Source organism: Kribbella sp. NPDC050470, from assembly GCF_044458365.1.
Lineage (GTDB): Bacteria > Actinomycetota > Actinomycetes > Propionibacteriales > Kribbellaceae > Kribbella.
Map to the genome: position 1 here is coordinate 200,882 of NZ_JBITHV010000002.1, position 13,281 is coordinate 214,162.

The window sequence follows — 13,281 nt, forward strand, 5'->3', positions numbered from 1 at the left end:
ACAGCTGTCAGTGGCGGGTCACCGCGGCGTAGGCATCGACGATGCCGTGGCCGTAGAAGCCGTTGAAGTCCCGCGTGCCCTCACAGAGCGCGTTGAACTCCTCCGGCCGCCCCTCGTTGGTGTAGGTCTGCAGCGGCGGGGTCGGGCAAGCCCGCTCCTGGGCCGTGTCCATCAGGATCTTGCCGACCTTGTCCGGGTTCATCCCGTACTCACCACGGCTCTTCTTGCCGTACTCGCTGACGATCAGCGCAGCCACGCCGCTGGCGTGCGGCGACGCCATCGACGTGCCCTGGAGCACGAAGTAGTACCCGCACTTGGTGTAGTCGGTGACGCCGGCCGGGCACTGCTTCTGCGCGCCGAGCGCCACGCCGTCCGGCGTGATGTTGCCGGCCGCGTCGACCAGCCCGTCGGCCTGCAGCGAGTTGACCGGGTACGTCGAGAGGATCAGGTTCTCGTTGGTCCGGAACTGCGGCGTCCCGAAGTAGTCACGGAACCAGCCACCCGGCGCGGAGACCTCGATCTGCTCGAGACCGTAGTTGGAGTAGTCGGCCTTCTTGGTCGACGGACCGAGTGCCGACACACCGATCACGTGCGGGCCCTCGACCGGCAGGTCGACACAGGTCGCGTTGTCGATCGGCCGCGGGTACGCCGTGCCCGGCGGGAAGTCGGGGCTGGAGATGTCGGTCCGCGGCTTGCCGAGGTCCTCGTGGTTGTTGCCGAGCGAGCCGACGAGCGTGACACCACGCTTGTGCGCGTAGTTCAGCGCCCGGTTCATCGCCCGGATGATGGTGCGCTGCTCGGCCTGCGCCTCCGGGCTGTCGGCCGGGTTGGCGATGCAGTTGTACAGCCACGGGTCGACGTAGAAGGACATGTTGACCACGTCGAGCCCGACGTCGCCGGCGTACGTCAGCGCGTCGGTGACCGGGCCGAGGAACAGGAAGCCGCTGTCCTGGCCGCCACGGATCTCGACCAGCGTCACGTTCGGCGCGACGCCGGAGACGCCGAAGCCGTTGGCCGCGGCGCCGATGGTGCCGGCCACGTGGGTGCCGTGACCGCTGTCGTCCCAGCCGACCGGGTCGACACAGCCGCGGAACTCGCACTCGCCGTCGATCTCCGGGATGTCCGGCGCGAAGTTGCGGGACAGCTTCCAGTCGAAGTTCGGCGCGATGTCCGGGTTGCGGGCATCGATCCCGGAGTCGAGCACGCCGACCTTGACCGACTTCTTGCCCGGCTGGACCATCCGCGCCAGGTCGGAGCGAACCATCCGCAGACCCCACAGCTGCGGGTCGAGCGGGTCCATCCCGACGGTCTTCTTCTTGCTCTTCGCCGCGGTCTTGCCGCTCAGGCTGTTCTCTCGCTCGACGGTGCTCCGCTTCTTCTGCTGCGGCACCGTGCCGATCGGCCGGCTGCGGGCCGCGCCCTCGACCGCGCTCGACGCGGACACGCCGGCGACGAATCCCGACGCCGCCGCCCGCACGGTCAGCGTGCCCAGGTGGGCGTTCTCCTTGACCACCTCACCGCCGGCGGCCTTGACCGCCGCGATGGCCTGGTTGCGGTCCGCGCCCTCTTCGAGCAGGACCAGGTACTCGGTGTCTCCCCCTGTCGCTCCCGTAGCCCCGGCGCCGGCGGTCACCGGTACGGCGAGCGTGGCGGCGACCAGGGCGATGGCCCCTGTCGCCGCGAACATACTTCTCCGGACGTCTCTCACGAGCGGATCCCTCCCTGGAGAGTGAGTGTGACGGGCTCACGGTAGGTCGGGGTACGGCGACCGAGAAGGGTGACGACGTTGTCAGCTTCCCGATGCCCCGGTGAACGTAGGGATTTCCCTCCGGGATGCGATGCCGAGCTTGGAGTACACCTTGCGCAGGTGCCACTCGACGGTGTGCGGGCTGAGGAACAATCTGGCGCCGATGTCGGCGTTGGTGAGCCCGTCGCCGGCGAGGCGGGCGATCTGCGCCTCCTGGGCAGTGAGCGCGGTGGATGTCTCCACCGCACGCTTGCGCACCTTCGCTCCGGCGGCCTGCAGCGCGCGGCGCGCTCGTTCGGCGAAGGCGTCGGCGCCGATGCGGCTCAGCATGTCGTGGGCGATGCCCAGCTGCGTACGAGCGTCGACGCGGCGGCCCTCCCGGCGCAACCACTCGCCGTACAAGAGATGCGCGCGCGCCAGGTTGACGCGGACCCGTGTGCGGGAGAGCCGCTCGATGGCCTCGCGGTAGAGCGTGTCCGCTGTGGCGCCCTCGGACAGGAGTGCGCGTGAGCGGGCCTCGACACCGAGCGCCCAGTCCGTACCGCTGGACTGCGTGGTTTCCGTGAGTTGCTCGAACGCGTCGTACGCCGCCTTTGAGGCACCACTCCGGGTCGCCGCTTCGATCAGTTCGGCCAGGGCCCACTGCGGCGCACCGAACTGCTCCTGGTGTGCCGCCGATGCTTGGGCCGCGGCCATTGCCTGCTTGTACTGCGCGAGGCCGTTGCAGAGCACCGCGTGGTGGAAGTGTGCGACGGTGACCCCGAGCCCCTGGCCGTGCTGGGTGGCGCCGCTGATCGTGCCCTCGATCAGCGTCCGTGCCTCCTGCTCGTGGCCACGCACGGCGGCCAGTGCGAGAGCACCGAACGGCGGCTGGTTGCTGCCGATCGCCGTACTGACCGTTCTCACCTCTTCGACCATCGACGACGCCGCCGCCAGGTCGCCGGCGAAGACATGTACGACGGCGGACGAGTCGAGTGCGAGCGGGAGCTCGCTGAGCGCGCCGGCGTCGCGGATCAGCATCACGTGCCGGGACGTGACCAGGTCCCAGCGCTCGAGATCCCACAGGTCGGCCGCGATGACTCCGGCGAGCAGCAGCCACCGCATCGACTCCTGGACGGGTACGTCGTCGTCACAGAACGCCGTCAGGACTCGCTCGACCATCGGAGCCGAGGCTGCGAAGCCGTCCGTGAGACGCACGGCGAGCGCATCCAGCAGCTGGTCCGTTGCGCGCGACAGCTCCGCTGGCGGGGCCTCGCGGGCCGCTTCACCAACCTCACGCCAACCCGGGCTGTGCGCGAGATGGCCGGCGAAGATCGCTGCCGAGACCGCTTCCAGGTAGGTCTCCCGCGCGAGGGCGACGTCGAGGGGCTCAAGCCGGCGAGCCGCGGTGAGCAGCAGTGGAGGTGCCTCGGTGCCGCGGCCCTGTGCGAAGGCGAGCCCGGCATGCAGTACGTCGATTCGCGCGCGGGTGAGCTCGTCGGGCCGTCCGGCGGTTGCCGTCGCGAGGAGAGCGGCCGCCGCCTCGAAGGCCCCGGCCTGGAACTTCGCCCCTGCCGCGGCCAGTGCGCGATGCGATCGGCGACCGGGATCTTGGGTCAGGTCGGACGCGCGCTCGAGGAACGCGGCCACCGCTGCCAGGCCGCCACGGGCCTGGGCCCGCACCGCCGAACGCTCGAGCTCCGCGGCCACGTCCTCATCAGGGCCCGGCGCGCCCTGCGCCCGATGCCAGGCCCGGCGATCGGGCTCGACGTCGCCGTCGATCGATTCGGCCAGCGCCCGATTGGCCGTCTGCCGATCCTCGAGGGGCGTCGCCCGGTAGACCGCCGAGCGCACCAGCGGATGCCGGAACCGCACGTGCGAGTCGAGGGTCATCAGCTCGGAGGCGCCGGCCGCGGCAGTCTCCACGTCGATGCCCAACCGCTCGGCCGCCAGCCGCAGCAACCGCACGTCACCGACCGGCTCGGCGGCAGCGGTGAACATCAAGCGCCGGGTATCGATCGGGAGCGACCCGACCCGGCGGAGGAACTCCTTCTCGATCTGGCTCGACACCGGCCGGGCCTCCGGATGCCCAACCGGCTCCGCGGCGGTCCAACCGTGCGGGAGCTCGAGCAAGGCCAGTGGATTGCCACGCGACTCGGCGATGATGCGGTCGCGCACCCGCTGGTCGAGCGGACCGGTGACGACGGAGCCGAGGAGTGTTCTGGAGTCACGGTCCGACAGGCCCTTCACGGCCAACTCCGGGAGCCCGGGCAGCATCTTCACGGGTGTGGGTTCGCGGACGGCGAAGACCAGCAGCACCGATTCCGCGAGCAGTCGCCGCGCGACGAATCCCAAGGTCAACGCCGAGGCCTCATCGAGCCACTGGGCGTCGTCGACGAGGCAGACCAGTGGTTGGTTGCCGGCGGCATCAGCAAGGAGGCTCAGTACGGCGAGGCCGACGAGAAACCGGTCGGGTGCGTTCCCGGCCCGCAGACCGAACGCAGTGGCGAGCGCATCGCGTTGAGGTCCGGGAAGCTGGTCCAGACCGGTGAGCAACGGGGCGCAGAGCTGGTGCACGCCGGCGTACGAGAGCTCCATCTCGGACTGCACGCCGGCTGCCCGCAGAACTCGGTGTCCGGCTGAGCTGTCGAGAAGGTACTTCAGCAGCTCGGTCTTGCCGATGCCGGCCTCGCCGCGCAGAACCAGAGCAGCGCTCTGCCCCGCCCTGGCGTCCTCCAAGAGGTCGTCGAGCGCCCGGCACTCCTCGAGCCGTCCGATCAATCCGGCGCCTGACCGGCGGGGGGTCACCGATCGAGCATACGTTGGTTGCAGCCCTGCTCTCAGGGTTTTCCCAGTGAGTTCTTAGCGTGCTCTATGGGCCGGTGGGGAAGCTCTCTCGTCTAAGTGGGTGTTGGACTCCACTACGGACGAGAGGATTGAGTGCTGTGGCAGGTTTGGGGATCGCCGAGGCGCCGGGGACCCTCCTGGCGCAGGACAAGGACGAGTTGCGGTACCCGGCGGGCTCGGTGGTGGTGCTGGCCGGGATCCCGGGAGCAGGGAAGTCGACGCTGCTGCGCCGGCTGTACCCGGTGGGTGGTGACCACCAGGGAGTGCGAGTGTTCGACTCCGAGCGACTGCGCGATCGCTGGATGCCAACGCTCGGCGCGATTCCGTACGCGTGGTGGCGGCCGCTGCTGCACCTCGCCTACTACGTGAAGGCCATCAGTGCGATGCGCAGCGGCCCGATGATCCTGCACGACTGCGCCACTCGCCCGTGGGTACGGCGCTTGATCGGTTGGCGGGCGCGTCGGTCCGGACTCCAGGTGCACCTGGTGCTGCTCGACGTACCCGGGGACGTCGCTCGGTCCGGGCAGTGGGCTCGTGGTCGGGTCGTGCGCTCCAGCAGCATGGAGACGCACCTCCGTCGCTGGCCGGACTTGTTGGCACGGGCTGTCACCGACCCGAGCCACGTAGTGCCCGGCGCCGAGTCCGCAGTGGTCCTCAGCCGCCGCCAGGCAAGCAGACTCGAGCGAATCACGTTCGACTAGCCCAGCGGTTGCCTGTTCCGCGAACGAGGCAAATACTCCTGAGTGTCAGCCGGTGGCGACACGGCTACGTGCTGCTGCCGGTCGACGTTCGAGGGACCCCGCCCAGTCGGTCCCGTGCACGCCTCAGGAGGACCCACCGTGAGGAACGAACGTACGTCACGCCGCCGGCTCGCCCAGCTGGCAGCCACAGTCAGCGCGGTCGCAGCATGCCTGTACGCCGTGTCGCCCGCAGCCGCCGAGCCGTCACCAGCCGCCAAACTCGCAGCGGCCACCGCAAAGGTCGACCAGTCCGGTGTGAAGGGCATCGCCTGGTACACCGATGCGGCTTCCGGCAAGGTTGTCGTCACCGCTGACGCCACTGTCTCGTCCGCCGACGTCGCCGCGCTGAAGCACGACGGCGTCCAGGTCAATCGCACCAACGGGGTGTTCCGGCCACTGCTGTCGGCCGGCGACGCCATCTACGGCGGCCAGTACCGCTGCTCGCTCGGCTTCAACGTCGTGCAGGGCAGCACCTACTACTTCCTCACCGCCGGACACTGCGGCAAGGTGGCGAAGACCTGGTACGCCAACTCCGCCAAGACCACGCTGATCGGCCCGACCGTCGACTACAGCTTCCCCGGCAACGACTACGCGCTCGTGCAGTACAGCAATACGTCGCTGAGCCACCCCGGTGGTTTCACTGCGGCCAACGCGTTCGTCGGTGAGAACGTCACCCGCAAGGGCTCGACCACCGGCACGCACAGCGGTCAAGTCACCGCGCTCAATGTCACCGTCCGGTACTCCGGTGGCGGAAGGGTCAGCGGCATGATCCAGACCAACGTCTGCGCAGAGCCCGGCGACTCCGGCGGTCCGCTCTACGACGGCTCCAAGGCCCTCGGCATCACCTCCGGCGGCAGCGGCGACTGCAGGTCCGGCGGTACGACGTTCTACCAACCGGTCCCCGAGGCCGCGAGCACCTACGGCGTCACGGTCTACTGATCCCGCTAAGGCCAGCGACGGCCTGGCCGTGACCACACGGCCAGGCCGTACTACTTCAGTCGTTGGCCTCGTCCGCGTCCAGCGGGCAGCTGTCCTCGACGCGCTCACCGGTGAAGTTGATATCCGGGTGCGCGGCGCTGAGCAGCGCGGCGACGTTGTTGGCTGCCTCGCCGCCGTAGTGCTGCGGGTTGTCCAGCACCTGCTGGAGAGTCGGGTTCGCGACGCCGCCCTTGGCGGTGCCGTCGACGTCGGGGTCGAACAGCGCGTTGTAGGACTGCGACATGTCGACGCCCGTCTCGGCCACCGCGCCGGGGTTGTTCTTCCAGAACCCCGGTGTGCAGAACTCGGCCCCGGGTGGCGGTGTGGTCGGCGGTGTGGTCGGTGGCGTCGTCGGCGGTGTGGTCGACGGCGGTGTGGCGGTGGTTGTGGTGGTCGTAGAGCTCGTCGTGCTCGAGGTCGCTCCGGCTTGCGAGACGAAGCCGATGCCGAGAACACTTCCGGCGGCTACCGCTGACACTGCGGCGACGACTGCGAACACCCCACGGTTGCGGCCCATTTCAGGCCCCCCTCTGTGAATAGCGCACCGCCGGGCAGGCACCTCGGCGGCACTCCCCTGTCCATCCCCCACAGACGGACATTCCGAAGGTACGACTCCGTTCCCCCGTTGACCAGAGGTCGTGGATCTCACACACTGACTCCAGCGGTCGCCGGGATGATCGCTACTGCTGCAGGGGGGACCTGTCATGCGCACTCGTGTCTCGCATGCCCGGGTGGCGATCGCCGCCGCCATCGCGCTGGGGCTCGGCCTCGCCGCCACCGCGCCCGCCACCGCGGACCCGCCGCCCACACCACCGGGGCACGACCACCACAGTCACGACCACGACCACGCTCTCGAGGACCTGGTCGGCGTTCCGATGAACGAGATCGAGCGCGCCGCGAAGGCGCGGGCCGACGAGGTCCAGCGGCAGACCGGTCAGCGGCCCGGCCGCCGCTCCCCGAAGGAGCAGGCGGAGGCCGACCGGATCGTCGCGGCCGCGGACCCGGCCGTGTCCGGGACGTGGGGCGGTGTGATCCCCACTCCCGTCGTACCGGTGTTCAGCGCCACGCTGCCGAACGGCAAGGTGCTGATGTGGGACTCCGTCGGCGAAGGGCCGGCCGAGTCGTACAGCGACCAGTCGTTCACCCGGGCCGCGGTCTGGGACCCGGTGACGAACACGAGCAAGCGGGTCGACGTCCAGGGCTACAACATCTTCTGCGCCGGGTACGCCCAGCTCTCCGACGGCACCGTGCTGGTTGCCGGCGGCAACCGGGACATGTCGCTCAACGGGATCCGCAAGACCCACCTGTTCGACTGGCGGACCGAGACCTGGCGCCGCGGCCCGGACATGGCCGCCGAGCGCTGGTACCCGTCGGTGACCGCGCTGCCGAACCAGGAGGCCCTGATCCAGGGCGGCGGTCCGGAGAACGCCGAGGTGCACCAGACGAACCAGTGGATCCGGCTGCTCACCGGTTTCACCACGCCGTCCAGTCGGCTGTACCCGCTACTCACCGTCCGGCCGGACGGCAACGTCGACATGGTCGGGACCGGGACTGTCATGCGCACGCTGCAGACGAGTGCGGCCGGCGCCCAGGTCGGTACCTCCGTCCGGGACCTGATCAACCGCGACTACGCCAGCTTCGCCACCATCCGGGTCGGCAAGACGCTCGTGGCCGGTGGCGGCGTCGTCGCCGAGGAAGGCAAGGTCAGCGTGCCGACCCGCACTGCGGTGATCGTCGACTCGAACAGTACGACGCTGGCGCTGCCGACCGGCTCGATGGCCACCGGACGGCGGCAGCACAACCTGACCGTGCTCGCCGACGGCGACGCGCTGGCGACCGGCGGGATGAATGCGGTGATGAGCGACGGCGGCGTCAACCTCGCGGCTCCGGTGTACGCCGCCGAGCTCTACGACACCGAGACGGGTGCATGGCGCACCCTCGGCGCGGCCAACCGGATCCGGCAGTACCACTCGACCGCGCTGCTGCTGCCCGACGGCCGCGTCATGACCGGTGGCGGCGGCATCTGCGGTGAGTGCCAGCGGGTCGGCTATCTGGAGAAGAACATCGAGTACTTCACCCCGCCGTACCTGTACGGACCGGACGGACAGCTCGCCGCGCGACCGGCGATCACCTCGGCGCCGGCCACTGCGTCGTACGGAAGCTTCTTCTCGCTGACGTCGCCGCAGGCTGCGGCGATCACCAAGGTGGGGCTGGTCGGCCTGGGGGCGCCGACCCACGGCGACGACCAGGGCCAGCGGTACGTGCCGCTCTCGTTCAGTGCCACGGGTACGGCGCTGACCGTCGGCTCACCGGCCAACGTCAACCTCGCCCCGCCCGGGTACTACATGCTGTTCGTGGTCGACAGCAACGGCGTGCCGTCGGTGGCCCGGATCGTGCAGCTGACCGCCACCGCCCCGCCGGCGCCGGCGCCGATCCGGCTCACCATCAGCGGACCGGGCGACCGGTGCCTGGACATCGACCACAGCTCGGTCGTGCCGGGGACCAAGATCCAGCTGTGGGACTGCAACGGCACGCCGGCCCAGCGCTGGACGCGTCCGGCCGACGGCACGTTGCGGGCCCTCGGGGTGTGCGCGGACGTACCGGGCGGGACGCTCAAGGTGGGTGCTCCGGTGCGGACCGACATCTGCAGCAGCACCGACCCGGCCCAGAAGTGGACCATCGGCGCCGACAGCAGGATCAGGTCGACCAGCAAGCCGAAGCTCTGCTTCTCGGCGCCCGGCAAGACCAACGCCGAACAGGTGGTGCTCGCCAACTGCAACGGCTCGCCGACGCAGGTGTTCCGCTACTAGGCCGGCTGATCCAGCCGTACCTCGGGGGCGGTGCGGCGGCGGTTGCGGAGCCAGTGGCCGAGGGTGACCAGTCCGAAGCCGACGGCGTAGATCATCGTGGTGAAGGTGAAGTAGCCGAGGGTGCCGTCGAGGAGCTGGTTCGACTCGGTCGCCGGGAACGCTGCGGTGGAGCCGTTGACCCACTCCATCACCAGGTTCGCGGTCTGGAACGTGTACACGTGGCTGAAGGCGATGGCGAAGATCAGGTAGGCGGCCAGCCGGTTGCGGACCAGCAGGCCGAGCGGCAGTGCGACCAGGACGGTCAGGATGGCGATCATGGTGTCCTCCAGGACCCGTAGAAGTTGATCACTACCGTCCTCGGCCGGCCTGGTCTGTGGCATCGAGGCCATCGCTGGATCTGGGGCCAGTGCTGGCACTGAGTCCACCCAGGGGCGAATCGGTGCACAATCTGGCCATGAGGCGCGGGCTGATGCTGGGGGCGACGGCGGTCTGCGTCGCGTCCTGGGCTGTGCTCGCCGTGGCCGCCTTCGGTCCGTCCGACGCGCGTGACGAGGTTGCCACCCTCGCCGACCTCCTGGTGCTCGTCCCACTCGGCTTGTCCTGGCTGATCGCCGTACGGGTGCCGGCCAGCCCAGTCGGACCCGCGCTGGCCTGGTTGGCCGCCTTCCTGGTCGCCACACCGGCTGTGGAGTCGTGGGGGGACATGAGCGGCGGCGTGGTCGCGGTGATCGGGGCCGGCGTCTGGGCCTGGCAGCTCGTCGGCTTCCTCATCCTGCTGCTGGTGTTCCCGGACGGGCTGCGCTGGAAGGCGCTGTTCTGGCTGGTGCCCATCGCAGCAGCGCTCATGACTGCCGCGTTCGTCGTGACGATGAACTACCACGACGTGCCGCCCGCGCACTCGCCGGTCGCCGTACCCGAGGCACTGTGGATGCCCGTGATGCTCGGCGCGCTGGGCATCGTTCTGGCAGTCAGTGTGGCGTGCATCGCCAGCGTGGTCGTCCGCTACCGGCACGGCGATCAGCGGACGAGGCAACAGTTGCGCTGGCTCATCCTGGCCGCCGGAGCCGTTGTGGTGCTGATGGTCGCGAGCTGGGTGGTGACCGCGTTCGGCTGGGTGGGGCAGGGCGCGTACGCCGGGTTCCTGCTGGGCATCGTCGTACTCGTGCCGGCGGCGGTGACCATCGCGATCCTGCGCCACGACCTCTTCGAGATCGACCGCATCCTCAGTGACTCGGTGGCCTGGGTGGTGACCGCTGTGGTGGCCGCGCTGATGACGGCCGGTCTGGTGATCGGCATCGGCTACCTGGCCGGACGGGACTCGGCGGCAGGACTGACTGCATCGGTGTTCCTGGTCGCGCTTGCGCTTCTTCCGCTGCACCGGTGGTTCCACAAGGCTGTCGGGCGGGTCATCGACCGGGACCGCGTCGTACTGCTGGAGCGGATCAGGCGGTTCGTCGACCAGGTCCGGGATGGTTCCGCCGAGCCTGAGACGGTCGAGCAGGTGCTGAGAGACGCGGTGGGTGATCCGCAGCTGTCACTGCTGCTGACGAGCGTCGAGGACGGACGGTACGTCGATCTGGCCGGTGAGCCAGTGCAGGTTGGGCAAGACGCCGTACAGGTGCCGTTGCGGACGACGGACACGGACATCGGGCTGGTGCTGGTCGGTGACGCGTCGGCGCGGCAGCTGCGACGTGTGCAGCTGGCTGCGTCGGCTGCGCGACTGCCGATCGAGGTCAGCCGGCTGCGGCTGGGGCTGCGCCGGGCTCTGCAGGAAGTGGACGACAGCCGAAATCGGATCGTCGCCGCGACTGTGGCTGAGCGGCACCGGTTGGAGCGAGACCTCCACGATGGCGCGCAACAACAGCTACTGGCGATCGGAATGCAGCTGCAGGCTGCCCAACGCCAGCTGCCGCCAGAGCACCCCGTGCTGAGTGAGCTGGATGTAGCCGTCGAGCGGCTCGAGCAGACCGTCCGCGAGCTGCGTCGCCTCGCGCACGGGGTCCGTCCGGCGAGTCTGGACGACGGTCTGGCCACTGCACTGCGTCGGCTGGCCCCTGACTCGCCGATCCCTATCCACTTCGCCGTACCCGACGTGGTGCCGCCCGAGCTGATCGCCACGACGGCGTACTTCGTCGTCGCCGAGGCAGTCGCCAACGTGCTCAAGCACGCGCAAGCCACGCGGATCGATGTCGTCGTGCGGGAGGCCGACAATCAGTTGCACGTGTCCGTGACTGACGACGGCGTCGGCGGTACGCCGTCCAACGGCCTCGTCACGTTGCGGGACCGAGTTGACTCCGTCGGCGGCCGCCTGACCATCTCCAGCCCAGCACAGTCCGGTACTGCGATCGAGGTGGTGCTCCCGTGCGTGTCCTGATCGCCGAGGACTCCGTGCTGTTTCGCGAAGGCCTCGTGCGCCTGCTGACCGAGTCAGGGCATGAGGTGGTCGAGACGACGGCGACTGCGGACGGTCTGCCCGAGCTGGTCGACGTACTCAGGCCGGACATCGCCGTGATCGACGTGCGCATGCCGCCGACGATGACCGACGACGGAGCCCGGGCAGCCCACCTCATCAGGGAGGCTGCACCCGACCAGCCCATGTTGCTGCTGTCGCAGCACGTCGAGACCAGGCACTCGGTGCATCTGGTGTCGACCGGCGCCTTCGGCTATCTGCTGAAGGACCGCGTGCTTCGAGTGACCGACTTCCTCGACGCCCTGGAACGCGTGGCCGCCGGCGGCTCCGCTCTGGACCCAGATGTCGTCGCAGCCTTGCTGGCGTCCGATGACGGAGGACTTGGCAAGCTGTCGGCCCGCGAGCGCGAGGTGCTGGCGCTCGCCGCCGAGGGCCACTCGAACGCGGCCATCGCAGCCCGTCTCGTCATCACCGAGCGAACCGTGGAAACCCACGTCCGTTCCGTCTTCCAGAAACTCGACATCCACGAGTCAGCCCTGAGCCATCGCCGGGTCCTCGCCGTCCTGGCCTACCTGCGATCCGGAATTGTCGGTGGCGGGTGATTGGCTCGAAGCTCTCGATGGGGAGGAGTGGGCATGAAGGTTCGGGTCGGGCGTGAGGTGCTGGCCGAGGCGATCGGCTGGGTGGCGAAGGGGCTGCCCAGCCGGCCGAGTGTGCCGATCCTGGCCGGGATGCTGGTGGAGGCGGGTGACGGGCAGCTGACGCTGTCCGGGTTCGACTACGAGAGCTCGGGGCAGGTGACCGTGCCGGCCGAGGTGGCCGACGAGGGGCGGTATCTGGTGTCCGGCCGGTTGCTGGCCGACATCTGCCGCAGCATGCCGCGCGACTCCGTGGAGCTGAGCGGCGACGCCGCTCGGCTGCAGGTGAGCAGCGGGAGCTCGCGGTTCGTGCTGCATACCTTGCCGTTGGGTGAGTATCCGGCGCTGCCGGAGTTGCCTGCGGCGACCGGGGTGGTGAGCGGGGAGGCGTTCTCGCGCGCCGTTCACCAGGTGGTGAGCGCGGCCGGGCGGGACGACACGTTGCCGGTGTTCACCGGGATCCGGCTGGAGATCCGCGGGCCGAGGATCGAGCTCCTGGCCACCGACCGGTACCGGCTCGCCGTGCGGACGGTCGAGTGGGAGCCGGTCGACCCGGGGGTCGAGGCCAATGCGCTGGTGCCGGCCAAGCTGCTCGCCGACGTGTCCAAGGCGATGGCCGGTCACGACGTCACGCTCGCGCTCGGTTCTACCCGCACAGGGGACGGGTTGATCGGGTTCGAGGGCGCCGGCCGCCGGGCGACGAGCCGGCTGATCGACGGCGAGTTCCCGAAGGTCCGCAGCCTGATCCCGGCGCCGGCCGCGATCACCAGCACGGTCCGGGTAGAGACCGCGGTGCTGGTCGAGGCGGCGAAGCGGGTCGCGCTGGTGGCGGAGCGGACGACGCCGGTCCGGCTCACGGTCGCGGACGGCACGGCGACCTTGGACGCCGGCAGCGGGGACGAGGCCCAGGCGTCGGAGTCCGTCGAGGTCGCGCTGACCGGCGAGTCGGTGTCGACCGGCTTCAACGCCGGCTACCTGCTCGACGGCCTGGCCTCGATCGGCGCCCCGGTCGCGCACTTCGCCTTCACCCAGCCCACCAAGCCCGCCAACCTCACCGGCCTCCGCTCCCCCGACGACGCCCCGCCCACCGACTCCGCCTACATCCTGATGCCCATGCGCCTGCCAAGCTGAC

At 69.7% G+C, this 13,281-nt stretch carries 10 protein-coding genes; 6 read left to right on the plus strand and 4 right to left on the minus strand.

The genetic code is table 11. The annotated features are described in order from the left end of the window. Nucleotides 1-7 precede the first annotated feature (7 nt). Both ACIBGM_RS05545 and ACIBGM_RS05550 read right to left on the minus strand, forming a co-directional pair. On the minus strand, nt 8-1,708 hold the full coding sequence (locus ACIBGM_RS05545) for a S8 family serine peptidase (protein WP_396384583.1): 1,701 nt from the start codon (nt 1,706-1,708) through the stop codon (nt 8-10). A gap of 81 nt (nt 1,709-1,789) precedes the next feature. Then, entirely contained in the window at nt 1,790-4,534 is a 2,745-nt protein-coding gene (locus ACIBGM_RS05550; protein WP_396384584.1) for an ATP-binding protein, read from the minus strand. A gap of 137 nt (nt 4,535-4,671) precedes the next feature. Between ACIBGM_RS05550 and ACIBGM_RS05555 the strand changes: the two genes are divergently transcribed. Continuing rightward, complete coding sequence (locus tag ACIBGM_RS05555; RefSeq protein ID WP_396384585.1) at nt 4,672-5,274, plus strand: AAA family ATPase; 603 nt, start codon at nt 4,672-4,674, stop codon at nt 5,272-5,274. Between the two features lie 138 nt (nt 5,275-5,412). Then, the gene (locus ACIBGM_RS05560) at nt 5,413-6,252 is read left to right on the plus strand and encodes a S1 family peptidase (RefSeq protein ID WP_396384586.1); all 840 of its coding nucleotides are present in this window, start codon (nt 5,413-5,415) and stop codon (nt 6,250-6,252) included. A 55-nt stretch (nt 6,253-6,307) separates the two neighbouring features. Here ACIBGM_RS05560 and ACIBGM_RS05565 read toward each other — a convergent pair whose 3' ends face one another. After that, nucleotides 6,308-6,808 (minus strand): hypothetical protein, encoded by a 501-nt coding sequence (locus ACIBGM_RS05565; protein WP_396384587.1) that lies wholly within the window; start codon nt 6,806-6,808, stop codon nt 6,308-6,310. A 187-nt stretch (nt 6,809-6,995) separates the two neighbouring features. On the opposite strand from ACIBGM_RS05565, the gene ACIBGM_RS05570 reads away from it, so the two are divergent. Next, nucleotides 6,996-9,101, plus strand: a complete 2,106-nt coding sequence (locus ACIBGM_RS05570; protein WP_396384588.1) for a galactose oxidase-like domain-containing protein — start codon at nt 6,996-6,998, stop codon at nt 9,099-9,101. Here the strand turns inward: ACIBGM_RS05570 and ACIBGM_RS05575 are convergent. Continuing rightward, nucleotides 9,098-9,418, minus strand: a complete 321-nt coding sequence (locus ACIBGM_RS05575; protein WP_360526445.1) for a hypothetical protein — start codon at nt 9,416-9,418, stop codon at nt 9,098-9,100. The two genes, ACIBGM_RS05570 and ACIBGM_RS05575, sit on opposite strands and share 4 nt — an antisense overlap. 137 nt (nt 9,419-9,555) lie before the next feature. Here ACIBGM_RS05575 and ACIBGM_RS05580 point away from each other — a divergent pair, with 137 nt between their 5' ends. From ACIBGM_RS05580 to dnaN, 3 genes are read left to right on the plus strand one after another with little or no spacing between them, the layout of a single operon-like run. Next, nucleotides 9,556-11,475, plus strand: a complete 1,920-nt coding sequence (locus ACIBGM_RS05580) for a histidine kinase (RefSeq protein WP_396384589.1) — start codon at nt 9,556-9,558, stop codon at nt 11,473-11,475. After that, entirely contained in the window at nt 11,463-12,113 is a 651-nt protein-coding gene (locus ACIBGM_RS05585; protein ID WP_360526451.1) for a response regulator transcription factor, read from the plus strand. Before ACIBGM_RS05580 ends, ACIBGM_RS05585 begins: the two co-directional genes overlap by 13 nt. Nucleotides 12,114-12,146: 33 nt before the next feature. Further along, nucleotides 12,147-13,280 (plus strand): DNA polymerase III subunit beta, encoded by a 1,134-nt coding sequence (dnaN, locus tag ACIBGM_RS05590; RefSeq protein WP_396384590.1) that lies wholly within the window; start codon nt 12,147-12,149, stop codon nt 13,278-13,280. Nucleotide 13,281: the final 1 nt, after the last annotated feature.

Bases quoted from the DNA above. Each gene is read 5' to 3' on its own strand.
- ACIBGM_RS05565 (WP_396384587.1), bottom strand. From the start codon at position 6,808: ATGGGCCGCAACCGTGGGGTGTTCGCAGTCGTCGCCGCAGTGTCAGCG.
- ACIBGM_RS05570 (WP_396384588.1), top strand. From the start codon at position 6,996: ATGCGCACTCGTGTCTCGCATGCCCGGGTGGCGATCGCCGCCGCCATC.
- ACIBGM_RS05575 (WP_360526445.1), bottom strand. From the start codon at position 9,418: ATGATCGCCATCCTGACCGTCCTGGTCGCACTGCCGCTCGGCCTGCTG.
- ACIBGM_RS05580 (WP_396384589.1), top strand. From the start codon at position 9,556: ATGAGGCGCGGGCTGATGCTGGGGGCGACGGCGGTCTGCGTCGCGTCC.
- dnaN (WP_396384590.1), top strand. From the start codon at position 12,147: ATGAAGGTTCGGGTCGGGCGTGAGGTGCTGGCCGAGGCGATCGGCTGG.